This is a genomic window from Achromobacter deleyi, from assembly GCF_013116765.2.
In the GTDB taxonomy this organism is placed as follows: Bacteria; Pseudomonadota; Gammaproteobacteria; order Burkholderiales; family Burkholderiaceae_B; genus Achromobacter; species Achromobacter deleyi_A.
Genome location: NZ_CP074375.1, coordinates 6,072,694 through 6,097,242, shown reverse-complemented (window position 1 = coordinate 6,097,242; position 24,549 = coordinate 6,072,694). Strand labels below are relative to the sequence as shown.

The window sequence follows — 24,549 nt, the reverse complement described above, 5'->3', positions numbered from 1 at the left end:
AAGTCCACGCAAGATGTCCCGCGGAGATATCATGCGGACAGATTCGGCCGCCTCCTGCGGCCCCTCTTTCCACAGGCCGCCTCCCATGTTCTATGCCACCCTGAAATTCGTCCACCTCATGGCCGTGATCCTCTGGGTGGGCGGCATGCTGTTCGCGCACTGTTTCCTGCGGCCGGCGGCCGCGCAACTGGAACCGCCCGTGCGCCTCAGGCTCATGACCGCGGTGCTGGGCCCGTTCCTGAACGCCGTGCTGGCAGCCATCGTGCTGATCCTGCTGACCGGCGCGGCGATGATCGGCCAGGAAGCCAGCCAGGCGGCGCAGACCGGCGGCGCCTTCTTCATGCCGCGCAGCTGGACCCTCATGGCCGCGGGCGGCGTCGCGATGATGGCCATCTACGGCCATATCCGGTTTGTGCTCTTCGGGCGACTGGCCACGGCCGTCGCCGCCTCCGACTGGCCCAGGGGCGGCCAGGCCATGGGCGGCATCCGCCGCTGGGTGGGCGTGAACCTGCTGCTGGGCATTGCCATCGTGGCCATCGTCTTCATGGCGTAGCGGGATACCGGCCGGCGGCGCAGCCATCGGCCAAGCGGTGACTGGTATCGGGATTCTTTTGCTTGGTGCAATACGCAGTACATCCACAGTGGCCACACTGCGGATGACTCTCGCGGGTCACCTCCACAACGATAAGGGATTCCCATGATCAAACGCGCATTGCACCTGGCCGCCTTCGGCCTGTTCGCCACCACCTGCGCCGCTCAAGCCGCCGCACCCATCGACAACAGCGCACTCGATAAGCCCGAATTCCGCGCCCACAAGGCCACCTATGGCGTCGTCTACCGGCTGCCGCAGGAGGTCAACGCCGTCCTGGACGCGAAGGTGAGCGGCACGCTCAAGGAAGACCTGATCAAACTGGGCCTGAAGACCGAAGCCGAAACGCCCAACATGCCGCACGTCACCGTGGTCCACATCCACAGCGCCGATCCCGAGACGCCCGCCCGCATGCTGAAGGCGCTGCCCAAGCCGCCCGCCCCCTTGCAGGTCACGCTCAAGACCTTCTATCCCACGGAAGCCGCCAAGGGCGCCGGCCACCCCTGGTGGCTGGACCTGGGCGTGGTCAAGAGCGGCCAGGGCTTCGAGGACATGATGCGCTACAACACCGTGACCACCGCCGCGCTGGCTCCCTTGCGCGACGGCCCGCTGCCGCGCGTGACCGGCCCGGTCTACGCCAAGATGGGCGACGCCGGCAAGGACCTGGTCAAGACGATGGGCGTGAGCGGCGTGAACATCATGCAGGACGGCAAGGAAGTGCGCGCCCACAATCCGCATACCACGCTGGTCTACAGCATGGCGCCCTACGACGCCCGCCTGCAGGACGCCATGAAGCAGGAGTCCGACAAGTTCAACGCGCTGCTGCCGGACGGCATCAACACCACGTTCAAGGATGTCTCCATCGTTGAAATCGGCTTTGCCGGCAACGTCGTGCGCGAGATCTACCGGGTCAGCCTGGAAGACGGCTCGGTCATCGACGTGGCCACGGGCAAGAAAGCCGGTTCCTGAACCTGGTCCCGCGGGACGGGGCGCGCCACAGGGGACCGATAGCCGCATGCTGCCATTCCATGGCAGCATTACGCCATCGCCCCCTGCTCCCCGCCCCATGTCCCGCACCGAACGACTCCTGGATCTGCTGCAAACGCTGCGCCGCCATCGCCTGCCCGTCAGCGGCCACAGGCTGGCCGGCGAGATGGGCATCAGCCTGCGCACGCTGTACCGCGACATCGCGACCCTGCAATGCCAGGGCGCCGAGATCGAGGGCGAGCCGGGCGTGGGCTACGTGCTGCGCCCCGGCTTCATGCTTCCGCCCCTGATGTTCAGCACCGAGGAAATCGAAGCGCTGGTGCTGGGCACGCGCTGGGTGGCGGGCCGCTCGGACGAGGGCCTGGGCCTGGCCGCGCGCAATGCGCTGGCCAAGATCGGCGCCGTGCTGCCGCAAGAGCTGCGCGACGAGCTGCACGCCATCCCCCTGCTGGTCGGTCCCAGCGCGTGCGTCGTAACGGACCGGATCGACGTGTCCTTGATCCGGCAGGCCATCCGCGCCGAGCAAAAGCTGGAAATCACATATCGCGACGACAAGGGCTCCGATTCCGCGCGCGTGATCTGGCCGTTCGCGCTGGGGTTCTTCGACAGCGTGCGCATCGTCATGGCTTGGTGCGAATTGCGCCACGACTTCCGGCATTTCCGCACCGACCGCATTGCCACCCTGGCTGCGGGCCAACGCTATCCCCGGCGCCGGCACGCCTTGCTCAAGGAGTGGCGCGCGCTCAACCAGGAGCAGGAAAAAATCTGATGCACGCTACTGCCAAAAACTGACAGCACCCCTGCCTACCATGAGCGCGTCTACCACCCGGAGCGCATCATGCCAGACACCAATTTCGTCATCTTCTATGTGGAAAAACCCGAGGCCAGCGCCGCGTTCTACAGCGCGCTGCTGCAACGGCCCCCGGTTGAAAGCTCGCCCACTTTCGCCCTGTTCGCGCTGGACTCCGGCCTGATGCTGGGGCTGTGGTCGCGCTACACCGTGGAACCGGCCGCGGCCGGACGCGGCGGCGCGTCCGAACTGGCCTTCACCGTGGCCGACGCCGACGCCGTCAACCAGCGCCACGTGGACTGGAGCCTGCGCGGCCTGCCCATTCTGCAGGCGCCCACCGACATGGACTTCGGCCGCACTTTCGTCGCGCTGGACCCCGACGGCCACCGCCTGCGCGTGTTCTCGCCCGCGCCCGCGACGCAGCCACGCGCTCCGCGCACGGAGCGCGCCACCGCCGCCGTCTGACGCCGCGGCTCAGGCCGGCGCCGTATACAGGTCCGTCATGAACTGCGTGGACTTGATGCCGGTGCCGGTCAGCAGCACCACCGTGCGTTCGCCGGGCTTGATCGCACCGCGCTGCTCCAGCGCATGCAGCGCGGCCGCTGCCGTCGCACTGGTCGGCTCCGCGTACAGGCCCGACGCGGCCAGCTTCCTTACCGCCGCCACGATATCGGCTTCAGGCACCGCCACGGTCTGGCCGCCGCTGGCGCGCACGGCCTGCAAGACTTCGCGCAGCCGTACCGGATGCTTGATGGCCGTGCCTTCGGCGACGGTGGGCAGCACCTCGCGCGGCACCGGTCCGTCCACGCCGGCCTGAAAACTCGCATCCACGGGCGAGCAGTTCAGCGGCTGGGCGACAAACAGCCTGGGCAGGCGGCTGATCTGCCCGGCCGCCAACAGTTCGGCGAATCCGATCGCGCAGCCCAGCACATTGCTGCCTGCGCCCGCCGGAATCACCACGTTGTCCGGCGCCTGAAAGCCGAAGTCTTCCCACATCTCATAGGCGATGGACTTGGTGCCCTGCAGAAAGAAGGGCTGCCAGTTGTGGCTGGCATAGAAGATATCGCGGGACGCCTTGATGGCCTCCGTCTGAGAATTCTCGCGCGGGCCTTCCACCAGGCGCACGTCCGCGCCGAATGCCCGGATCTGCGCCACCTTGGCGGTGGACGTGTAGGCGGGCGCGAAAATGGTGACACCCATTTCCGCCGCGGCGCCGAAGGCCGCGATCGCCGCGCCGCCATTGCCCGAACTGTCCTCGGCCACCGCCTTGATGCCGATCTGGCGCAGCCACGACAGCATGACGGCCGCGCCGCGGTCCTTGAAGCTGCACGTGGGGTTGAACCATTCCAGCTTGAAGTGGGGCCGCAACCCGCCCCAGGCGCGCTCCACCATGGGCGTGCAGCCCTCGCCCATGGAAACGGGACGCGCGATATCCCGCGGCAAGGCGGCCCGGTAGCGCCACAGCGAGCGCGCCCGCGTGTCGATGTCCTCCTTCGAAATGCCGCGCAGCGGCGAGATCATCAGCGGCGTCTGCGCATCGGAGCACCAGCGCGCGTCGTCCAGCGGGTAGCGGACGCCGGTCAGGGGATCAAGGTAATGGGGATTGGGCATGGGGCAGGGGGAAAAATCGAGGGAAGCGCGCAGTCTAAGCGCGCCGGCCGGTCCAGCGTTGCAATATCATGTTGCGGTAGATGCAATGGAGACGGGACATGGAACGTGGCGCGCTATGGGAATACCAGGTGTTCTGCGCCGTCGCCGAGCGCCAGAGCTTCGTGCTGGCCGCGCGCGCACTGGGCGCCTCGCCCAGCGCCGTCACGCGCGCCGTGCAGTCGCTGGAGCGGCAGGTGGGCGCGCAATTGCTCTTGCGCAGCAAGAGCAGCGTGGTGCTGACCCCGCAGGGCGAGAGCTATTTCCACTCCGCCCGCGAATTGCTGCGGCTGGAGGAACAGGCGCGCGAGGATCTGCAGGATGTGCAGGGCGGCACGCAGGGCCGGCTGCGATTTTCGGCGCCCGACCTGCTGGGCGTGTCGCTGCTGCCCGCCGTGCTGCGGCGCTACGCGGACGAGCATCCAGGCGTCAGCATCGACATCCTCTATACCGACAAATGGGTGGACCCCATCGCCGAGGGCCTGGACTTCGCGATCCGCGGCGGCTTTCCGGCGTCCAGCGACCTGCTGGGCGCCCGCCTGTGGCCCTATGAGCGGCTGCTGTGCGCCAGCCCCGGCTACGTGCAGCGGATGGGCCTGCCGCGCGAACCCGTGGAATTGACGGCGCATCGCCTGCTCATGCACACCGGGCCGCGCGTGCTGAAGGACTGGCATCTGCGGCAGGACCAGCGCATCGTCCGCCTGCACGTCAAGCCCGCCGTGCGCGTCAGCAGCGGCAGCGGCCTGATGGCGATGGTGCTGCAAGGCATGGGCATCGCCCGCCTGGCGGACTGGGCCGCGCAGCCGGAGATCGCGCGCGGCGCGCTGGTGCGCGTGTGTCCGGGTTACACCGTGACGTCGGCGCAAGGCGCCGCGCCACAGGTGCACGCCGTGTACGCATCGCGCTCCCTGCCGGCGCGCGCCCGGGCGATGCTGACCGCGATCCGGCAGTGCGCCGGCGAGCAGGCGAGCTAGGGCCCGCCCCCTCAGGTGCGCTGCTCGCGCGCGCGCAACGCCACGGTCTCGCCGCGTTTCCTGAACAGCAGGAAATACAGCGCGGCCAGGATCAGCAGGAACGGCACGCCGAACACCAGCGTCATCCTGAATACGCTGGTGAAGTAGGTGGTGGCCAGGATGGCAAGCATGGCCACGGCCCCCAGCAGCGTCAGCACCGGAAAACCCGCCATCCGGAACGACAGCCGCGCACCGCCCTCTCGCTCCCAGCGGCGGCGAAAGAAATAGTGCGTCACGAAGATCATCATCCAGGTGAACAGCGCGCCGAACATCGAGATGGCCATCATCAGCGTGAACGCGGTTTCGGGGTACAGCACGTTCAGCACCGTGGCAATGGCGATGCCGCTGGTGGACAGCAGCAATGCGTTCAGCGGCGTGCCGCCGCGGGTCAGCCGGCCGAACGCCGACGGCGCATGGCCCGCGCGGGACAGGCTGAACATCATGCGGGTGGTGATGTAGAGCTGGCTGTTCATTGCGGACAGGGCCGCCACCAGCACGATGAAGTTGATGACGCCCGCCGCGCCCGGGATGGCCAGCGCCTGCATCACTTTCACGAACGGGCTGCCGCCCTTGCCCGCCTCGTCCCACGGCACGATGGCGAGGATCAGCGCCAGCGTCAGCAGATAGAAGATCAGCAGCCTGGCGATGGTGGCGCGAAACGCCTGCTTGACCGCGCGCTCCGGATCCTCGGCCTCGCCCGCCGCCACCGCGATCATCTCCACGCTCAGGTAGCTGAAGATGGAGATGACCACGGCGATCCACATGCCCCACACGCCGTTGGGGAAGAACCCGCCGTGCGAGGTGTACAGCGCCACGCCATACTGCGGACTGCCCCAGACCACATAGGCGCCCAGGATGATGAAGGCCACGATGGCGCTGATCTTGATGGTCGAGAACCAGTATTCGATCGTGCCGAAGGCCTTGACGCTGAGCGCGTTGATGAGGATCAGCACCGCCGAGAACAGGCACACCCATTGCCAGCCCGGCACGCCGGGGAACCAGAACCCCATGTACTCGGCCACCGCCGTCACTTCGGTGCCCACCGCCAGAACCACGCATGACCAGTAGGCGTAGCGCACCAGGAAGCCCGCCAGCGGGCCGATGTAGTGCTCGGCATACGCGCCGAACGACCCCGAGGTGGAATGCGCGATGGTCATTTCGGCCAGGCAGGCCATCAGCAGCAATGTGATCAGCCCGCCGATGGCGTAGCTGACCAGCACGCTGGGCCCGGCGAACCCGATGGCGAACTTGCTGCCCAGGAACAGTCCCGTGCCGATGGCTCCGCCGATGGCGATCATGCTCATCTGGCCGGAGGTCAGGCGCCGCTTGAGTCCCTGCTCGCGTTCGGCGATCTCGCCGAACCCTTTCTGTTGCTGCATTGTCTCCTCCTTGCACTGCGCTCTCTGATGGATGTAAGGCTCGTATGGCCTGCGCGCTAAGGCAACGCCGGTGCGGCGCTCAGGTCACGGCGGACCGCTGCTTGAACTCCGGCTTGTCCCACCCGCGGCTGTCCAGCACGTCCTTCAGGATATCGACGGCGTCCCAGACATCGGCGTAGCCGAAATACAGCGGCGTCAAGCCAAAGCGCAGCACCTCGGGTTCACGGTAGTCGCCGATCACGCCGCGCGCGATCAGGGCTTGCATCACCTCGAAGCCATTGGGGTGGCGAAAGCTCACGTGGCTGCCGCGCTCGGCATGCTTGCGCGGCGTGACGAGCGTCAGCGGATGGCCGGCGCACCGCGATTCGACCAGCGCGATGAACAGGTCGCCCAGCGCCAGCGACTTCCTGCGCACATCGTCCATCCCGGCCGCATGCGCCACGTCCAGGCCGCACTCGACCAGCGACAGCGACACGATGGGTTGGGTGCCGCACAGGTAGCGGCGGATGCCGCCCGCGGGCTCATAGGCCACGGCCATGTCGAAGGGCCGCGTGTGGCCCCACCAGCCGGACAGCGGCTGCCAGAAATCGTGGGTGTGGCGCGGCGCCACCCAGATGAAGGCCGGCGAGCCCGGGCCGCCGTTCAGGTACTTATAGGTGCAGCCCACGGCGAAGTCGGCATCGGCGCCGTTCAGGTCCACCGGCACCGCCCCCGCGGCGTGCGCCAGGTCCCAGATGGCCAGCGCGCCGCGCTCGTGCGCCAGCGCGGTCACGGCGGCCATGTCGTGCATCTGGCCGCTGCGGTAGTTCACGTGCGACAGCAGCATCACGGCCACGGAATCGTCCAGCGCCTGCTCCAGCGGCAGGTCGTCGTCGATCAGGCGCATCTCGTAGCCCTGCTGCAGCAGGTCGATCATGCCCTGGATCATGTAGAGGTCCGTGGGGAAGTTGTCGCGCTCGGACAGGATGACGCGGCGCCCGGGCTGCTTCTGCTGCTGGATGCGCAACGCCGCGGCCAGCGCTTTGAAGATGTTCAGGGACGTCGTGTCGGTGATGACCAGTTCGCCCTCGCGCGCGCCCAGCAGGCCGCCCAGCTTGTCGCCCAGGCGGGCCGGCAATTCGAACCAGCCCGCGGTGTTCCAGCTGCGGATCAGGCCGGTGCCCCATTCCTGGGTGATCACGTCCGCGGCGCGGGCGGCGGCGGTCTTGGGCATCACGCCCAGCGAATTGCCGTCCATGTAGAGCACGCCGGGCGGCAGGTCGAACCGGTCTTTCAGGGGAGCCAGAGGGTCCTGGCGGTCAGCGTTCACGCAGGCTTCGCGGGTGTTCATATCCATTCCTTCAGACGAAATTCTTGATACATACTATCAGCGCAGCCAGGCTGATAAATTGCAAAATCGGTCGTGACAGACCCTTGCTTTCACATTAAATTGCACAAAAATCAGATTATTAGAATTGGATTGCACCATGCAGATCGACGCCATAGACCAGCGCATTCTTTGCCGCTTGCAGGAAAACGGCCAACTGAGCAATCAGGACCTGGCCGAGCAGGTGGCGCTGTCGCCGTCGGCCTGCCTGAGGCGCGTGCGTGCGCTGGAAGAAAGCGGGCTCATCCGCAACTACCGGGCGGTGCTGGACGCCGAGAAACTGGGCTTCGAACTGGAGGCCATCGTCCATGTCTCGCTGGACCAGTCCCGCGCCGGCTGGCACGAGGCATTCCTGGCCGGCATCGCCCTGCATGACGAGATCACCGAAGCCAGCATCGTGACCGGCGCGTCCAACTACATCCTGACGGTGCGCACGCGCAACCTGACGGCGTTCGCGCAATTCTCCGAGGACAAGCTCAGCAAGATCCCCGGCGTGCGGGACCTGTGCTCGCATATCGTCATGCGCAAAGTGAAGAACCGGGATGGCATGCTGCCGCTGGCCGGCTGGCGCTAGCGGCTTCCTGCCCCAGGCTAGGCCGCCTGGCCCAGGAAGCCGAACACCGTCACGAAATGGCAGGCCGTGCCGGCCATGACGAACAGGTGCCAGATGCCGTGCGCGTGGCGCCAGCGCTTGTCGTTCACGTAGAACAGCGTGCCGGCGGTGTAGATGGCGGCTCCGGCCAGCAACCAGCTCAGGCCGGCCGTGGACAAGGCGCCCGCGATCGGCGCGGCGAACATCACGCCCAGCCAGCCCATGGCCAGATACAGCGGCAAGGCCGGCGCGGCCCCGCGCGCCCACCACAGCTCGCGGCCGATGCCGGCGAAAGCCAGCAGCCAGATCGCCACGCCCATGGCGGCGCCCCAGCCATGGGCGACCGGACCGAATGCCAGCGGCGTGTAGGTGCCCGCGATCAGCAGGTAGATGGCGCAGTGGTCCGCCTTGGCCCACATGGCCTTGCGGCGCCCCCGTGAGCAATGGAACAGCGCCGACGAGGCATACACGGCAATCATCGACGCGGCGAATACCGCGCAGCCGACGATCTGCCGCGTGTCCACCTGCAGTTCGGCCGCGCGCGAGATCAATGCGCCGGACGCCAGCACCGCCATCGCCAGCCCGGCCAGATGCGTCACGCCGTTGAATCGTTCGCCTTCCTGCATACGCGCTCCCGTCCCGGCGACGCGCCGGCGCCACCCATCATGGCGCCTTCGTGTGACAGCGCCGGGACAAGTCACCCGCGGCGGCCTCAGGCGACGAAATCCACGGCGGCCGGATAGCCCTCCACCGCGCGCGCCGCCAGGATGGCGCGCTGCACCGCAATGGCCATGACTTCGGCCGCCATCACGCCCAGCAACATGACATTGGCGGGCTTGCCCGAGGCGCCCGTTCCCAATGCGAAGATCGTATCGCCGTCGAGCATGGTGTGGATAGGGTTGATCGTACGGGCCAGGCCGTCATGGGCCATGCCGGCGATCTTCTGCGCCTGCGCCTTGGTCAGTTTCGCGTCGGTGGCCACCACGCCGATGGTGGTGGCGGTGCCCTCGCGCATGGACCTGGGCAGGTCGCCCGCCAGGATGGCGGCGCGGGTATCCAGCAGCGTCTTGCCGTCGGCGGTGCGCGCCCCGGCCAGGATGCGTCCGGTGGCCGGATCCAGCACGTCGCCCACCGCATTGACCGCCACGATGGCGCCCATCGTCACCCCCGCCACCGTCAGCGATGCGCTGCCGATGCCGCCCTTCATGGCGCGCTTGGGACCATACAGCTTGCCCACCGTCGCGCCCGCCCCGGCGCCCACATTGCCTTCCTGCGGCGCGTCGGTGCCGGCCGATTTGCAGGCCTGATAGCCCGCGGCGGCATCCGGCCTGATGGACGCGTCGCCCACGCCCAGGTCGAACAGAATCGCCGAAGGCACGATGGGCACATGCGCCACGCCCACGTCGAAGCCGATCTTCTTTTCTTCCAGATAGCGCATGACGCCCGTGGAGGCGTCCAGGCCGAACGCGCTGCCGCCTGACAGCACGACGGCATGCACTTTTTCGACCATGTTCACGGGGTTGAGCAGGTCGGTCTCGCGGGTGCCGGGGGCCGCTCCGCGCACATCGACGCCGCCCGTGGCGCCGGCTTCGGCAATGATGACCGTGCAGCCGGTAGGCCGGCGCGTATCCGTGTAATGGCCCACTCGCAGGCCCGCCACATCGGTGATGCTGCCCCCGCCCGGCATCAGCCGCGAGCCGTTGGAGCCCTGCGCGGGCATCGCCCCCGCCGCCGCCGCGCCCGCGGCCACCATCATGAATGCACGCCTGTTCCATTGCTGATCCACACCCGTCTCCGTCAAGGTACCGCCTGGATGATTCCCGGACAGACCGCGCCGGGAGCTGGTAACGCCATATGACCTGTGGCTATATTTTTACTATTCCTTATGCTTTGTGGAAAAATAGACCGGTTGTTAGAGTGCGGCTACGCCGGAGGGCATTGCAGGCCCACATGCTCTCCACAGTGATATCGCTTATCCGTGGAGCATCGCCATGAAACTCTTCCGTACGCTTTTCATCGCCGGCCTCGTCCAGGTCGCCGCCCTGTCCGCCGCTCACGCCCAGTCGGGGCTGGACCAGATCAAATCCGCCGGCGTGTTCAAGATCGGCACCGAAGGCACCTACGCCCCCTTCACCTTCCACGATGCATCCGGCCAGCTTACCGGCTTTGACGTGGACATAGGCCGCGCCATCGCCGAACGCCTGGGCGTGAAACCCCAATTCGTCGAAGGCAAGTGGGACGGCCTGATCGCCGGCCTGGACGCCAAGCGCTATGACGCCGTCATCAACCAGGTCGGCATCACCGACGCGCGCCGCGCAAAGTACGATTTCTCCGACCCGTACATCTCGTCGGCCGCCGTGCTGATCGTGCGCGACGACAACACCAGCATCAAGTCCTTCGCCGACCTGAAGGGCAAGAAATCGGCCAACACGCTGACCAGCAATTTCGGCAAGCTGGCGCAAAGCCACGGCGCCGAAGTGGTCGCCGTTCAGGGCTTCAATGAAGCCATCGACCTGCTGACCTCCGGCCGGGTCGAAGCCACCGTGAACGACAACCTGTCGTTCCTGGACTTCAAGAAGCAAAAGCCCAACGCCCGCGTGAAGATCGCGGCCACCGACAAGACCGCCGAGTTCAGCAATTCCGGCGTGCTGATCCGCAAGGGCAACCCCGAACTGCAGGCCGCCATCAACAAGGCGCTGGCCGACATCAAGGCGGACGGCACCTACAAGACCATATCGGTCAAATACTTCGGCACGGACCTGTCGGCGCAATAAACGAACGGAGCGCATATGACGCTGCCCACCTGGCTGCACACCGTCCTGCCCGACTGGCTGCTGGCGAAAATCGGCGAATGGACGGTGCCGGCCTGGGTGCAGCTCATGGCGGACTCGTTCTGGCCCCTGCTGCATGCGGGGCTGGTGTTCACGGTGCCGCTGACGCTGATGTCCTTTGCGCTGGGCCTGGCGCTGGCCTTCGTGGTGGCGCTGATCCGGCTGTTCGGCCCCGCCCCGCTGGTGGCCGTGGTGCGCTTCTATGTCTGGCTCATCCGCGGCACGCCGTTGCTGGTGCAGCTGTTCGTGATCTTCTACGGCCTGCCCAGCGTGGGCATCGTGCTGGATCCGCTGCCCGCCGCGCTGATCGGCTTCACCCTGAACGTGGGCGCCTACAACTCCGAGGTGATCCGCGGCGCCATCGAGTCCATCACCAAGGGCCAATGGGAAGCCGCCTATTCCCTCAGCATGACGCGCGGCCAGGCCCTGCGGCGCACCATCCTGCCGCAGGCGGCGCGCGTGGCCGTGCCGCCGCTGTCGAATTCCTTCATCGCGCTGGTCAAGGACACCTCGCTGGCGGCGGTGCTGACCGTGCCCGAGATCTTCCAGGCCGCGCAGCGCATCGCCGCCGTCACCTATGAACCGCTGATCCTCTACACCGAGGCCGCGCTGATCTACCTGGTGTTCAGTTCCGTCCTGTCCGCGGCCCAGGTGCGCCTGGAACGGCGCTTCGGCCAGCATGCGGTGTTTACCGAGAAGACCCGATGATCCGCCTGGAAAAAATCGAAAAGGCATTCGGCGGCAATCCCGTGCTCAAGCAGGTCGATGTGCGGATCGCCGAAGGCAGCGTCACCGCCCTGATCGGCCCGTCCGGCAGCGGCAAGAGCACCTTGCTGCGTTGCGTGAACCTGCTGGAAGTCCCCGACCGCGGCACGCTTGAAATCGGACCGGAGACGGTCGAGTTCCTGCCCGGCCACAAGCTGGCCCGCGACCAGATCCAGCGCGTGCGCAAGCAGACCGGCATGGTGTTCCAGAATTTTCAGCTGTTCCCGCACCAGACGGCGATCGGCAATGTCATGGAAGGCCTGCTGACGGTGCAGAAGTGGCCCGCCGACCGCGCCCGCGCGCGCGCCGAAGAGCTGCTGCGCAAGGTCGGCATGCTGGAAAAGGCGGATGCCTGGCCCGCCAATCTGTCCGGCGGGCAGCAGCAGCGCGTGGCGATTGCCCGCGCGCTGGCTCCCGCGCCGCGCGTGCTGCTCTGCGACGAACCCACCTCGGCGCTGGACCCCGGCCTGGCGGCCGAAGTGGTGGACGTGCTGCGCCAGCTGGCCGCGGAAGGCATGACCATGCTGATGGCCACGCACGACTTGCGCCTGGCCGCCAGCGTCTCGCGCGAAGTGGTGTTCCTGCTGGACGGCGTGGTGGTCGAGGCCGGCGATTCCCGCTCGGTATTCACGCGCCCCGCGGACCCGCGCACCGCCGCCTTCATCTCGACGCTGACGCAGGAAGCGGCGCTATAACGCAGGCGCCAGCCCTGCCGCGGCCTTCAGCCCTCACTTCGACGGCAGGGACCCCGCCGGGTCAACCGCCTGTCCGTCGTAGCGCAGTTCGAAGTACAGCCCCACCTGCTTGCTGTCGCTGTTGCCCATTTCGGCGATCTTCTGCCCCTGGGTGACGCGCTGCCCTTCCTTGACCAGCAACTTGCTGTTGTGGGCATAGATGCTCAGGAAACTGGCGTTGTGCTTCACGATCACCAGATGGCCGTAGCCGCGCAGGCCGCTGCCGGAATAGGCCACCGTGCCCGGCGCCGCGGCCACGACCGGCGTGCCCGAGGAATTGCTGATCACGATGCCGTTCGAGCCCGAACCGTCGTAGCCGCGCGTGACCTTGCCCTGCGCGGGCCAGACCAGCGAGATCGCGCCCGGCGGCGCGGTGCGCCGCTTGGCTGTCGTCGTCTGCCGCGGCGTGGGCTGAGGCTTGCTGCGGGCCTTGCTGGGCGTGGACGTGCTCGCCTGCCCCGCGGGCGGCTCGACGCGCAGCAGCTGGCCGACCTCGATGGAATTGGAATTCGACAGCTTGTTCCACCGGACCAGGTCGCTCACGCTGGTGCCTTCCTTGCGCGCGATCTGGGTCAGCGTGTCGCCCGACTGGACCCGGTAGTAGCCGGGCTGGACCTTGGTGGTGCCGCAAGCGGACAGCAGGACCAGCAGCGCCGCCATCAGCGCGCCCATCCACAGGCGCGCGAGCGGCCCCGCTCGGCTCGGGCCGGAAGACGTGGCGGAAACTGGCAAGGGCGGGGCGGGCAAGAAAAGCACTGAAACCTGGGGCACTGGAAAGGGTGTCGGAACGGAGTGCGTTCAAGGGTACCAAGATTTGGGAGAGCTTGGCATAGAATGCCCGCATGCCTTACCCGACCAGCCTCCTTCGCACGCTGCGCGCCATGCGCGCCGACGGCGTGCTGTGGCTGGCGCTTTTGGCCCTGGCGCTGCGCGCCCTGGTCCCGGCCGGCTACATGCCCGACGCCCGCGCGCTGCACGACGGCCGGCTGGAAGTCACCTTCTGTTCGGCCGCCGGCGGCCTGTCCGTGTTGAACGTGGCGCTGTCGCCGGAGGGCGGCGGCAAGTCCGGCCACGATGCCGCCGGCACCGGCGCGCAATGTCCCTTCGGCATGCTGGCGCACGTCGCGCCCGCCCCTGCGCCCGCGCTGACGCCCATCGTGCTGACGGCCGGCCCGCAAACCCGGCTTCCTCCTGCTTATCGCGCCCTTCCTCCGCAGCCGGCCCAGGGCCCGCCGCTGGGTTCGCGCGCCCCACCTCCCCTGGCCTGACTCCGCCTGATCGCGCGGCTGCGCCGCGCGCCCCGTCGACACGTCAACCCCAGGGGTTTTCATGCATTCCCTCTTTCCGCGCGCGCCCGCTGGCGCGCAGCGCGCCTGCGCACCCGATCCGCGGCGGCGCCTGCTGCTGTCCTCCCTAGCCCTGCTGGCCCTGACCGGCTGCGGCCCCGATGCCCCGCCGCTGTACGGCATGGACCTGTCCGGCATGCCGGCCGGCGACTTTCTGCTGCAAGACACCGATGGCCAGGAACGCCGGCTGGCCGATTACCGCGGCCACCCGGTGATGCTGTTTTTCGGCTTCACGCAATGCCCGGACATCTGCCCGACGGCGCTGACCCGCGCCCTCGAGATCAAGGCCCTGCTGGGCGCGGATGCCGACAAGCTGCGGATCCTCTTCATCACGGTCGACCCCGAGCGCGACACGCCCGAGATCCTGCGCGCCTACACGCAGGCCTTCGACCCGGGCTTCGTCGGCCTGCGCGGCACCGCGGAACAGACCCGCGCCGCAGCCCAATCCTTCAAGGTCTTCTATCAGAAGGTCCCCACCGGCTCGTCCTACACCATGGACCACACCGCGCTGACCTACATCATCGACGCCCAGGGCAAGCTGCGCCTGGCGCTGCGCCATCAGCAGAGCGCGCAGGAATGCGCGCAAGACCTGCGCACCGTGCTTTGACCCGCTACCGCCCTACAGGAATCATCATGAAGAAAATTTCGTTCAAGCCCCTGGCCGCCGTCTTCACCTTCTGCGCGCTGGCCGGATTCAGCCACGCCGCCCTGGCCCAGGACGCCACCCTGTCGGTGGAAGACGCCTGGGTGCGAGCCACCGTCCCCAGCCAGCACGCGACCGGCGCGTTCATGCGCCTGACGTCCGCCGCGCCAGGCCGGCTGGTGGCCGTGGAATCCCAGGCGGCCAAGCATGTGGAAGTGCATGAAATGGCGATGCAGGACAACGTCATGAAGATGCGCCAGGTGCCAGGCATCGACCTGCCCGCCGGCCAGGCCGTCGAGCTCAAGCCCGGCGGCTACCACGTCATGCTGATCGACCTGGCCAAACAGATCACGCCCGGCGATCGCGTGCAGCTGACGCTGGTCGTGGAAGACGGCGCGGGCAAACAGCGGCGCGTGCCCGTGGAGGCGGTCGCGCGGCCGTTGAACGCGACGGCCGCGCCCGCCCCCGGCCATGGCCACTGACAGGCCGGCGCGGGCGGAACGTCAATCGGGGCGCGTCCCCCTGAAAGCGGACTGACAACTATGCTGCACGCTTGAAATACCTTCCTTGCCCGCCAGCAGGTTTTCCTGCAACGCCGCCGCGCGCTCCCGGTCGAATTGAAAACGCCGGGAGCGCGCTTCTTTTTATTCCGCCCCCGGCAGGCATCCCGCATCCAGGAAATCGTCCATGGGCAGCATCGTGGACGACGGCGCGGCCGCACCGGCCGCATGCTTTGATTGCCAGGAGCGTTTCATGAAGACCCTCACCACTACTTTGTTGCTATGCGCCGGCTTGGCCGCCGCCGGAGCCGCCCAGGCCCAGTCCGCGCAGTACCGGCGCGATCTCTACGGCGACTGGAGCGTCACCTACCCCGCCCCCGCCGCCAAGAGCGCCAGCCAGGTCGGCGCGGAACTGGCGCAGGCCAAGGCCAACGGCCAATACACGTTTGGCCAGGAAGACTACCCGCCCCCGGCCGCTTCCGCCCCGTCCGAAAGCCGTGCCCAGGTCGAGCGGGAATTGCAGCAGGCCCGGACGCAAGGCCAGATGGCGTCCGACCAGGAAGACTATCCGCCGCCCGCGATGGCCCATAGCGGCGCCTCGGATATCCACTGACGGGGCTGAATATCAGGGACGCATGAGCCTGCGCCCGCCAGCGTCGCCCCCCGATTCACCATACAATGCCAGCACATCCGCCGCCCGCGCCTTCCACGGCCAGGCGGCAGCCGGCCTCTCCCGCCGCGCGCCGGATGCCAGCGTTCCGCGCAGCCGGGCGCCCGTAACTGCCGGCTGGTTGGCCGGCGCCCTTGTGTCTGGATATGCCCGGTAGTTCCGCCTTTTCATTCCTGCGTACCCTCTGCAGCCTGCGCTGGCTCGCCATCGCGGGCCAGGCCGCCACCATCCTGCTGGCCAGCAGCGTGCTGGGCCTGGATCTGCCGCTGGAACCGCTTTGGCTCGGCGTGGGTTTGCTGATCGGCTTCAACGTCTACGCCAGCCTGCGCCTGCGCCACCCCCGCGACCTGTCCCACGCGACGGCGTTCGGCCATCTGTTCGTGGACATGGCGGTGCTGGCCTGGATGGTGGGCTGGACCGGCGGCATCAGCAATCCGTTCGGCACCATGTTCCTGATCCTGACCGCGCTGGCGGCCCTGGCGCTACCGCGCAACTGGGCGCTGGCCGCGGCGCTGGCTGGCGTGCTGGGTTACGCCACCGCCGCCATTTTTGGCCAGCCCATGCGCGGCGACGTCGACACCCACAACCTGCTGTTGTGGGGCCTGGGCGTCAATTTCCTGATTTCAGTGGCGGTGGTGCTGGTGTTCTCGACCCGCCTGGCGTCGGACCTGCGCGCCCGCGAACGCGAACTGGCCCGCCTGCGCGAACGCTTCACCCGCAACGAGGGCATCGTCGCCCTGGCGACCCACGCGGCGGCGATGGCGCATGAGCTGAACACCCCGCTGGCCACCATGACCCTGCTGACCGACGAGATCGCCGCCGAGGTCCAGGACGAAGACCTGCGCGCGGACGTCGCCACCCTGGGCCAGCTGCTGGCCCTGTGCCGGGAACGCATCCGCAACCTGGCGGTCCCAACAGCCGTGGACCTGGTCCGCGTGGTGGGGCAATGGCGCCTGATCCGGCCCACCATCGACCTGCAGCGGTCCGGCGCCCTGCCCACCAGCCTGCGGGTGGATCCGGCCATCGCTCATTTGCTGCAGGCCCTGTTGAACAATGCCGCGGACGCCGGCGAAGCCGCCGAGGAGCCCCGCGTGGACCTGCATCTGGAATACGGTTATGGCGCGCTGCGCGGTGAAGTCCGGGATTACGGACGGGGCTTCGACCCCGACCAGACCCTGCTGCCCGCGACCAGCCTGTTCAACAGCGGCAAGCCGGGAGGGCTGGGCGTGGGCCTGGCGCTGTCGCACGCCACCGTGGAACAGATGGGCGGCGAAATGACCATGACCGCCGCCGAAGGCGGGGGCACCCGCATCCGCTTCTACCTGCCTCTCGGCAACCCCGGGACTTGAATGTGATGAATCCAACCGATCTTGGCCTGCTGATTGACGACGACGAACTGTACGTGCGCACCCTGCAGCGCAGCCTGTCGCGCCGCGGCCTGGAAACCCGAACCGCCACCGGCATCGCCGAGGCGCTGCGCGTGGCCGAGGAAATCCGCCCCGCCTTCGCCCTGGTGGACCTGCGCCTGGGCGAAGACTCCGGCCTGACCCTGATCCGCCCGCTGCGCGCCCTGCGCGCGGACATGCGGATCCTGCTGGTCACGGGCTACGCCAGCGTGGCCACCGCCGTGGAGGCCATCAAGCGCGGCGCGGACGACTACCTGCCCAAGCCGGCCACCGCGCCGATGATCCTGCGCACGCTGGGCCTGGTGAAGCCGGAAACGGTTACCATCGAAACGACCATGACGCCGTTGCACCGCCTAGAATGGGAGCACATCCACCAGGCCCTGCACGAAACCGGCGGCAATGTTTCGGCGGCGGCGCGCCTGTTGGGCATGCACCGGCGCTCCCTGCAGCGCAAGCTGGCCAAGAAACCGGGGCCGGAACGCGAAGTGCTAGTGGACTGATTTGTGCGGTTGCGACACATCTCCGCAATCCCGTCTTGTGCAGGTGCGACATATCGTCGCACCCCCAACCCTCCCCTCGGGGCATCTGCTCCCCTAGGAAAACCCTGAATCTACTCCGTTGGGGGCAGATTTCTCCCAGGCAATGCGACCATTCGTCGCATGCTTGACCCAGATCAAGCCGATAGGATGGACCTTGCTGCCTAGCAGCATTCCAGTCTGCTGCCCTGCAGCATTTCCCACCTTCCATCCAAGGCTGTACGTGAAACACCCCCTCCTTGCGACCCTTACGCGCATTTTCGGCGTCGGCGCGGTCATGCTGCTTGGCGGCTGCAACATGGAAATCCTCTCCCCCAAGGGAGATATTGGCGCCCAGGAAAAGACTTTGCTGTTCACGGCGACGGGGCTGATGCTCATCGTCGTGATTCCGGTCATCGTCATGATCCTGGCTTTTGCCTGGAAATACCGCGCATCCAATACCAAAGCTGACTACCAGCCCAAATGGGCCCACTCCACCGCTATCGAAGTCGTGGTTTGGACCGTCCCTTGTATCATCGTGGCGATTCTTGCCGTGATCACCTGGCGCTCCACGCACGCGCTGGATCCCTACAAGCCGCTCGTATCCGAACACAAGCCGGTGACCATCGAGGTGGTTTCGCTGGATTGGAAGTGGCTCTTCATCTACCCCGAGTACGACATCGCCACGGTCAACGAGATCGCGTTCCCCGTGGACGTTCCCGTGAACTTCCGGATCACGTCGGCATCGGTGATGAATTCGTTCTTCATCCCCCAGCTCGGCAGCCAGATCTACTCGATGGCGGGCATGGAGACCAAGCTGCACCTGAACGCGCGCGAAGCCGGCACCTATGCGGGCATTTCGGCCAACTACAGCGGCGCCGGTTTCTCAGGCATGCGCTTCAAGGCCATCGCCATGTCGCAGGAAGGGTTCGACAACTGGGTCAAGGAAGCCAAGGCTTCCCCCACCGCGCTGACCCCCGAGGTCTACGCGGAACTGACCAAGCGCAGCGAGCGCAATCCGGTCGTGAAGTACTCCTCGGCGCCGCCCGCCATGTTCGATTTCGTTCTGGGCAGCACGATGACCAAGATGGCCGGCGTGGACTCCGCCACGTGCACCTCCACGTCGAATAATCTGATCGCAGGAATCAACTAACAATGCTCGGGAAACTCACCCTCGAGGCCATTCCGTACCATGAACCTATCGTCATGGTTACGCTGGCCGCCGTGTGCCTGGGAGGCCTAGCGGTCTTCGGCGCAGTCACCTACTTCGGCAAGTGGAAGTACCTCTGGACGGAATGGCTCACCTCCGTCGACCACAAGCGCATCGGCGTGATGTACATCATCGTCGCGCTGATCATGCTGCTGCGCGGCTTTGCCGACGCCATCATGATGCGTACCCAGCTGGCGGTCGCCTCAGCCGACTCGGCCGGCTTCCTGCCGCCTCACCACTACGACCAGATCTTCACCGCCCACGGCGTCATCATGATTTTCTTCATGGCGATGCCCTTCATCACCGGGCTGATGAACATCGTGGTGCCGCTGCAGATCGGCGCCCGCGACGTGGCCTACCCGTTCCTGAACTCGCTGAGCTTCTGGCTGTTCGGCGCCGGCGTCGCGCTGATGATGATCTCGCTGTTCGTGGGCGAATTCGCCGCGACCGGCTGGCTCGCATATCCGCCGCTCTCCGGGCTGGACTACAGTCCCAGCGTGGGGGTGGATTACTACATCTGGGCGCTCCAGATATCCGGGCTGGGCACAACGCTTAGCGGCATCAACTTCATCGTGACCATCCTGCGCATGCGCGCGCCGGGCATGAGCCTGATGAAGATGCCGATCTTCACCTGGACCTCGCTGGTCACCAACGTCCTGATCGTCGCCGCCTTCCCCGTGCTGGCCGCGACCCTGGCGCTGCTGACGATGGACCGCTACCTGGGCACGCACTTCTTCACGAACGACATGGGCGGCAACGTCATGATGTACGTGAACCTGATCTGGATCTGGGGCCACCCCGAGGTCTACATCCTGGTGCTCCCGGCGTTCGGCGTGTATTCGGAAGTGGTTGCCACCTTTGCCCGCAAGACGCTGTTCGGCTACAAGTCCATGGTCTACGCGACCGCCGCCATCGGCGTGCTGTCGTTCCTGGTCTGGCTGCACCACTTCTTCACCATGGGAGCGGGCGCCAACGTCAATGCCTTCTTCGGCATAGCGACAATGATCATCTCGATCCCGACCGGGGCCAAGATTTTCAACTGGCTGTTCACCATCTACCGCGGCCGCCTGCGCATCACGACGCCGGTGCTGTGGACGCTGGGCTTCATGATCGTGTTCGTCATCGGCGGCATGACCGGCGTGATGCTGGCCATCCCCGGCGTGTCGTTCGTGCTGCACAACAGCCTGTTCCTGATCGCCCACTTCCACAACACCATCATCGGTGGCGTGGTGTTCGGCTGCATCGCCGGCATGACGTACTGGTTCCCCAAGGCTTTCGGCTTCACGCTGAATGAACGCCTGGGCCGCTACTCGTTCTACTGCTGGTTCGTCGGCTTCTTCATGGCCTTCATGCCCCTGTACATCCTGGGCTTCAAGGGCATGACGCGTCGCCTGAACCACTACGACAACCCCGAATGGCAGCCCTACCTGCTGGTCGCCCTGGCCGGCGCCGCGCTGATCATGCTGGGCATCTGGTTCCTGCTGCAGCAAGTGTTCGTGTCCGTGCGCCAGCGCAAGCAAAACCAGGACGTCACCGGCGATCCCTGGGATGGCCGCACCCTGGAATGGGCGATCTCCTCGCCGGCTCCTTTCTACAACTTCGCCCACGTTCCTCACGTCGATGAACTGGACCAGTTCTGGGAAGACAAGCAGAACGGCAAGGCCTACAAGCGCCCGGCCAAGTACGAAGACATCCACATGCCGCGCAACACCGCCGTCGGCGTTTTCATCGGCGCCTTTGGCCTGGTCATGTGCTTTGCCCTGATCTGGCACATCTGGTGGCTGTCGATCGTCGGCTTCGTCGGCATGATCGGTTCGTTCATTGTTCGCGCCTATGACCGCGACATCGACTACTGGGTCCCGGCCGCGGAAGTCGAACGCATCGAAAACGCTCACTTTGACAAAATGCAAAAGGCCGCCTGAGCCATGATTCAAGCCGTAGCCACTCACCCCCACGCGGGTCACGACGATCACGCGCATCACGACGATGGATCCAAGACCGTTTTCGGTTTCTGGGTCTATCTGATGAGCGACTTGCTGATCTTCTCGGTGCTGTTCGCCACGTTCGCGGTGTTGTCCAACGCCACCGCCGGCGGCCCCACCGGCAAGGAACTGTTCGACCTGCGCTTCGTCCTGGTCGAAACGCTGTTGCTGCTGGTCTCCAGCTTCACCTTCGGCATGGCCAACCTGAACGTACACGCCAACAACAAGAGCCGCGCAATGGGCTGGTTGATGGTGACGTTCCTGTTCGGCGCGGGCTTCATCGCGATGGAAATCTATGAATTCCATCACCTGATCAGCATCGGCGCCGGTCCGGGCCGCAGCGCCTACCTGTCGGCGTTCTTCACGCTGATCGGCACGCACGGCCTGCACGTCACTTTCGGCCTGATCTGGATCATCGTCCTGCTGGACATGATCCGCCGCCATGGCCTGGACTCGATCAACAAGCGTCGTCTGGCGTGCCTGAGCCTGTTCTGGCACTTCCTGGACATCGTCTGGATCTGCGTCTTCACCTTTGTCTACCTTCTGGGAGCCCTCTGATGTCGCACTCCGCTGCGGCCGCACACGGCCACGACGATCACGCCGCCGACCACGGCAGCCTGAAGTCCTACATCATCGGTTTCGTGCTCTCGCTCCTGCTCACCTTCGGCTCGTTCGGCCTGGTGATGTACGGCGCGCTGTCCCATACCGCCACCATCATCGGCGTGGTGGCGCTGTGCGTGCTCCAGCTGCTGGTGCAGCTGGTGTACTTCCTGCACATGGGCGCATCGAAATCGGCCCGCGACAACCTGGCAGCATTTGTCTTCACCGTGCTGATCATCGCCATCATCGTCGGCGGTTCGGCCTGGGTGCTGTACAACATGAACGTCAACATGGGTCACGCCATGTAATGACGGTCCGCCGTTGAAGCAAAAAAACAGGCGCCTTCGGGCGCCTGTTTTTTTTTCGCCGCGCCGCCGCGCCCGTTGCTACCCGGGCGCTTTCACGGTCAATGCCACGTTCGCGCGCCGCGCCAGTTCGGCCGCCGTGACGCCAACGTAGGGCTGCACGCGCGACGTCTGGCTCAGGTCGCAGCTGGCCGCGCCGGCGGCGCCGTCCAGGACCTGTTTCACGGCGCGTCCGCCCATCGGGCTGATCGGGCCATTGTTGCCCAGCTGCCAGGCCAGCACGTCCGCCACCGCCATGCCGCAGCGCCACGGCGTGCGATACAGGCCGGCGTCGCGCTCCAGCAGCATCCCGGCCTTGGCTTCCCTGCCCAGCTTGAGCATCGTCACCAGCGGCAGCGCATCGGCGTCCGCGACGCCGTCGATGCGGATGCCGGGGTCGGTCCGGTCCGAGGCGTCGGCGCCCGCCTGCAGCCAGCCTTGGTACAGGTCGTCGGGCAGCCACGGCAAGCTGAGCGGGGCGATGCGGTTGTTGTTCAACCCAGTCAGATCCTCCACGCGCGCCAGCGGCACCCCCGCAGCCAGCAGGCGATCCGCCGTGGCGCGCAGCTTGGCGCGCTGGCCATCCCATGCCGGACTGTTCTGCTTCACCGACGCGCGGATCTCCAGCTGGTTCCAGACCATCAGCAGACTGGACAGCGCCTCCGGGGTCAGCGGCGCTTGCGGCTTGCCGGCAGCCTGCGCCAGCTGATCCATCAGCGTGGGCTGCAGGTAGCGGACCGCCAGGCTCAGCGCTTCGTTCAAACCATTGCGTTCAAGCGCCTTTCCGGTGCCATAGCCGCCCACCGCGGGATCCGCGCCATGGGCCAGCGCATACGTCACGCGTTCCGGAACCGGATACACCACCGTCGGCGTGAATTCGCCATTGATCGATTCGCGCAGCGCTTCGAGCAGCGGCGTTTCCCACATGGCCTGATTGCCGTAGTACATGCGGACATAGGCGGCGTTGATATCCGCCCCCTTGGCCAGCAGTTTCTCGGCGAACCAGAACTTCTTCGGGGTCTGCAGCGCGGCGTGCAGCAGCGAGCGCCCGTTCTTCTCGCGGGCATTCGGGTTGGCGCCCTTGTCCAGCAGGTAGACCAGATTGTCCTGATCCTCGCTGTAATAGGAAATGCGCCGCATCAGCAACGGCGTGCCATTGGAGTCGACCGCGTCCACGGGCGCGCCCGCCGCGATCAGCAGGTCCGCCAGCGCATAACGCTCCGCCGGCGGGCGCGTGTCCTTGCCGTCGGGCAGCGCGCTGGCCAGCAGCGGGAATCCATTATTGCGGCCGTCGGCCTTGGCGCCCGCCTCCAGCAAGGTCCGCACGATCTCGATCTGCTTGCGCGACACGGCGGCGGCCAGCGCCGAGGTGCCGTTCTCGTTCACGCCATTGGGGTCCTGCCCGCCCGCCAGTTCGGCGCGCACCGCGTCCAGGTCGTCCGCCTGGATCGCCTTGAAGATCGCGAGCCGCGGCCGGCAAACATCGCCGGTCAGGGATTTTTCGTTCAGGGCGGCGCCGATGCGGCTGGCGATATTGCCCGGGATGGCCTCCTTGGCCTCCAGGCGGCGCGAGCAATACAGCCGGTAGTCTTCGCGCGCCAGGGCTTCAAAATAGCCGCGCCTGTCGCCAGCCTTCTCGCGCTGCGCCCAGCGCGCGTCGCCCCGGTTCAGATAGGCGGCCGTGCGCGACGGATCGCGTCGAAGCACCTCGCTGAGAATGCGGTCGGCCTGCACCGCGTCGCCCGACTCGGCCAGCCAGAAGCCGTAGTCGTTCAGGGCAGTCAGCATGTCGGCGTCCTTGCCGCCAGGATCGATCTCGCGGTAGTCCTGCTCCATGACGAAACGGCGCAGGTCCGCCAGCGCCCGGCCGAACTCCGCCGTCTTGGCGCGCGGGATGGCTCGCGCCACCTGATGCAGCGTGCGGAAGACGGCCGTCACGTCCACGGGCGCCTGGTGCTCGAAGCGCACTTCGGCGGGAAACGCCTGCATGCGCACCGGATAGTCCGTCAGCGCCAGCCGCAACGAGGCCAGCGCCTGCGCGCGGCGCGCCTCGTCCCAGGGCCGGCTGCTGGTGACGATCGCCAGCCGCGAGTCCGCAAATACCGTGGCCGCCTCCCCCTTGCCATCCACCAGGTAGCCATGGGCTTCGGCGTCGTCCGCGCCGCTGTAGCTGTAGCCCACCCAATAGAACGCCTCGTCGCCGCGCGCTGTCCTGACGCGCACGTTTTCCTCGCGCGACGCGCTCCAGCGCGCGGGGTCGATCACCAGCGGCTGCGACCGGAAATCCAGCTGGAATTCCTTGCCGTTTCCTCTCAGGTAGCGGTACAGGTACAGCCGGTTCTCCATCTGGCCGACCAGCACCGCGTCCTTGACGTTCTCCGTGCCCCACACGCGACGCTCCGGCTCGCGCAGCGGGTAGCGGGACAGGCGCATGGATTCGATGACGGCGCCGATGTCGTAGGCCGCCGCGGGCGGCGGCGCCGCGGCCATGCCGGCCAGCGCCAGCGCGACGGCGCCGAACAGACGGGAAACTGCGGGACGGAAGATGCGCGGCATGCGTTGATAAGTGCTGCGAATTGGAAGGAGGCCGATGATACCCGCCTGGCGTGCCGCAACTGGGGTATGTCCCGATCCGGATTC

At 66.7% G+C, this 24,549-nt stretch carries 26 protein-coding genes; 19 read left to right on the top strand and 7 right to left on the bottom strand.

Annotated elements, in window-relative coordinates:
- Positions 1-85 precede the first annotated feature (85 nt).
- From HLG70_RS27665 to HLG70_RS27650, 4 genes are all read left to right on the top strand, one after another.
- The gene (locus HLG70_RS27665; protein WP_171667190.1) at positions 86-553 is read left to right on the top strand and encodes a CopD family protein; all 468 of its coding nucleotides are present in this window, start codon (positions 86-88) and stop codon (positions 551-553) included.
- Between the two features lie 144 nt (positions 554-697).
- The gene (locus HLG70_RS27660; protein ID WP_171667191.1) at positions 698-1,558 is read left to right on the top strand and encodes a hypothetical protein; all 861 of its coding nucleotides are present in this window, start codon (positions 698-700) and stop codon (positions 1,556-1,558) included.
- A gap of 97 nt (positions 1,559-1,655) precedes the next feature.
- Positions 1,656-2,345: a helix-turn-helix transcriptional regulator gene (locus HLG70_RS27655; RefSeq protein ID WP_171667221.1), complete on the top strand. Its 690-nt coding sequence runs from the start codon at positions 1,656-1,658 to the stop codon at positions 2,343-2,345.
- A gap of 69 nt (positions 2,346-2,414) precedes the next feature.
- Positions 2,415-2,831, top strand: a complete 417-nt coding sequence (locus HLG70_RS27650) for a VOC family protein (protein WP_171667192.1) — start codon at positions 2,415-2,417, stop codon at positions 2,829-2,831.
- Between the two features lie 9 nt (positions 2,832-2,840).
- Here HLG70_RS27650 and HLG70_RS27645 read toward each other — a convergent pair whose 3' ends face one another.
- Positions 2,841-3,977, bottom strand: coding sequence for a pyridoxal-phosphate dependent enzyme (locus tag HLG70_RS27645; RefSeq protein ID WP_171667193.1), 1,137 nt, complete (start codon positions 3,975-3,977; stop codon positions 2,841-2,843).
- A 98-nt stretch (positions 3,978-4,075) separates the two neighbouring features.
- Between HLG70_RS27645 and HLG70_RS27640 the strand changes: the two genes are divergently transcribed.
- Positions 4,076-4,987: a LysR family transcriptional regulator gene (locus HLG70_RS27640; RefSeq protein WP_171667194.1), complete on the top strand. Its 912-nt coding sequence runs from the start codon at positions 4,076-4,078 to the stop codon at positions 4,985-4,987.
- Between the two features lie 11 nt (positions 4,988-4,998).
- Here HLG70_RS27640 and HLG70_RS27635 read toward each other — a convergent pair whose 3' ends face one another.
- Together HLG70_RS27635 and kynU are read right to left on the bottom strand one after the other, a co-directional pair.
- Positions 4,999-6,405: an amino acid permease gene (locus tag HLG70_RS27635; protein WP_171667195.1), complete on the bottom strand. Its 1,407-nt coding sequence runs from the start codon at positions 6,403-6,405 to the stop codon at positions 4,999-5,001.
- Between the two features lie 79 nt (positions 6,406-6,484).
- Positions 6,485-7,735, bottom strand: a complete 1,251-nt coding sequence (gene kynU, locus HLG70_RS27630; RefSeq protein ID WP_171667196.1) for a kynureninase — start codon at positions 7,733-7,735, stop codon at positions 6,485-6,487.
- A 136-nt stretch (positions 7,736-7,871) separates the two neighbouring features.
- On the opposite strand from kynU, the gene HLG70_RS27625 reads away from it, so the two are divergent.
- Positions 7,872-8,345: an Lrp/AsnC family transcriptional regulator gene (locus HLG70_RS27625; RefSeq protein ID WP_171667197.1), complete on the top strand. Its 474-nt coding sequence runs from the start codon at positions 7,872-7,874 to the stop codon at positions 8,343-8,345.
- Between the two features lie 17 nt (positions 8,346-8,362).
- On the opposite strand, the gene trhA is transcribed toward HLG70_RS27625, so the two are convergent.
- Positions 8,363-8,989, bottom strand: coding sequence for a PAQR family membrane homeostasis protein TrhA (gene trhA, locus HLG70_RS27620; protein WP_171667198.1), 627 nt, complete (start codon positions 8,987-8,989; stop codon positions 8,363-8,365).
- Positions 8,990-9,075: 86 nt separating this feature from the next.
- Positions 9,076-10,149 carry a P1 family peptidase gene (locus HLG70_RS27615; protein WP_234103272.1) on the bottom strand — a complete coding sequence of 358 codons (1,074 nt, stop codon included), beginning with the start codon at positions 10,147-10,149 and terminating at the stop codon, positions 9,076-9,078.
- Positions 10,150-10,354: 205 nt separating this feature from the next.
- Between HLG70_RS27615 and HLG70_RS27610 the strand changes: the two genes are divergently transcribed.
- The 3 genes from HLG70_RS27610 to HLG70_RS27600 all read left to right on the top strand — a co-directional run bounded on the left by HLG70_RS27610 (position 10,355) and on the right by HLG70_RS27600 (position 12,654).
- Complete coding sequence (locus tag HLG70_RS27610; RefSeq protein ID WP_171667199.1) at positions 10,355-11,137, top strand: amino acid ABC transporter substrate-binding protein; 783 nt, start codon at positions 10,355-10,357, stop codon at positions 11,135-11,137.
- A gap of 84 nt (positions 11,138-11,221) precedes the next feature.
- Positions 11,222-11,902, top strand: a complete 681-nt coding sequence (locus HLG70_RS27605; RefSeq protein WP_171667223.1) for an ABC transporter permease subunit — start codon at positions 11,222-11,224, stop codon at positions 11,900-11,902.
- Positions 11,899-12,654 (top strand): amino acid ABC transporter ATP-binding protein, encoded by a 756-nt coding sequence (locus tag HLG70_RS27600; protein WP_171667200.1) that lies wholly within the window; start codon positions 11,899-11,901, stop codon positions 12,652-12,654. Before HLG70_RS27605 ends, HLG70_RS27600 begins: the two co-directional genes overlap by 4 nt.
- A gap of 33 nt (positions 12,655-12,687) precedes the next feature.
- Here HLG70_RS27600 and HLG70_RS27595 read toward each other — a convergent pair whose 3' ends face one another.
- On the bottom strand, positions 12,688-13,365 hold the full coding sequence (locus HLG70_RS27595; RefSeq protein ID WP_234103454.1) for a peptidoglycan DD-metalloendopeptidase family protein: 678 nt from the start codon (positions 13,363-13,365) through the stop codon (positions 12,688-12,690).
- A gap of 170 nt (positions 13,366-13,535) precedes the next feature.
- On the opposite strand from HLG70_RS27595, the gene HLG70_RS27590 reads away from it, so the two are divergent.
- The 10 genes from HLG70_RS27590 to cyoD all read left to right on the top strand — a co-directional run bounded on the left by HLG70_RS27590 (position 13,536) and on the right by cyoD (position 21,873).
- The gene (locus HLG70_RS27590; RefSeq protein WP_171667201.1) at positions 13,536-13,961 is read left to right on the top strand and encodes a DUF2946 family protein; all 426 of its coding nucleotides are present in this window, start codon (positions 13,536-13,538) and stop codon (positions 13,959-13,961) included.
- 61 nt (positions 13,962-14,022) lie between these two features.
- Complete coding sequence (locus HLG70_RS27585; protein WP_171667202.1) at positions 14,023-14,646, top strand: SCO family protein; 624 nt, start codon at positions 14,023-14,025, stop codon at positions 14,644-14,646.
- 26 nt (positions 14,647-14,672) lie between these two features.
- Positions 14,673-15,164 carry a copper chaperone PCu(A)C gene (locus HLG70_RS27580; RefSeq protein WP_171667203.1) on the top strand — a complete coding sequence of 164 codons (492 nt, stop codon included), beginning with the start codon at positions 14,673-14,675 and terminating at the stop codon, positions 15,162-15,164.
- Positions 15,165-15,435: 271 nt separating this feature from the next.
- The gene (locus HLG70_RS27575; RefSeq protein WP_171667204.1) at positions 15,436-15,795 is read left to right on the top strand and encodes a DUF4148 domain-containing protein; all 360 of its coding nucleotides are present in this window, start codon (positions 15,436-15,438) and stop codon (positions 15,793-15,795) included.
- A gap of 203 nt (positions 15,796-15,998) precedes the next feature.
- Positions 15,999-17,201 (top strand): ATP-binding protein, encoded by a 1,203-nt coding sequence (locus tag HLG70_RS27570; protein ID WP_171667205.1) that lies wholly within the window; start codon positions 15,999-16,001, stop codon positions 17,199-17,201.
- Positions 17,202-17,206: 5 nt separating this feature from the next.
- Positions 17,207-17,758: a response regulator transcription factor gene (locus HLG70_RS27565; protein ID WP_035183092.1), complete on the top strand. Its 552-nt coding sequence runs from the start codon at positions 17,207-17,209 to the stop codon at positions 17,756-17,758.
- 259 nt (positions 17,759-18,017) lie between these two features.
- Entirely contained in the window at positions 18,018-18,926 is a 909-nt protein-coding gene (cyoA, locus tag HLG70_RS27560; protein ID WP_171667206.1) for a ubiquinol oxidase subunit II, read from the top strand.
- Positions 18,927-18,928: 2 nt separating this feature from the next.
- A complete protein-coding gene (cyoB, locus tag HLG70_RS27555) occupies positions 18,929-20,905 on the top strand; it encodes a cytochrome o ubiquinol oxidase subunit I (RefSeq protein ID WP_171667207.1) in 1,977 nt (658 codons plus the stop codon).
- 3 nt (positions 20,906-20,908) lie between these two features.
- Positions 20,909-21,523, top strand: a complete 615-nt coding sequence (gene cyoC, locus HLG70_RS27550; protein WP_171667208.1) for a cytochrome o ubiquinol oxidase subunit III — start codon at positions 20,909-20,911, stop codon at positions 21,521-21,523.
- Positions 21,523-21,873: a cytochrome o ubiquinol oxidase subunit IV gene (gene cyoD, locus HLG70_RS27545; protein WP_171667209.1), complete on the top strand. Its 351-nt coding sequence runs from the start codon at positions 21,523-21,525 to the stop codon at positions 21,871-21,873. Before cyoC ends, cyoD begins: the two co-directional genes overlap by 1 nt.
- Positions 21,874-21,951: 78 nt before the next feature.
- Here the strand turns inward: cyoD and HLG70_RS27540 are convergent, their stop codons facing one another.
- A complete protein-coding gene (locus HLG70_RS27540) occupies positions 21,952-24,465 on the bottom strand; it encodes an ankyrin repeat domain-containing protein (protein ID WP_171667210.1) in 2,514 nt (837 codons plus the stop codon).
- Positions 24,466-24,549 lie beyond the last annotated feature (84 nt).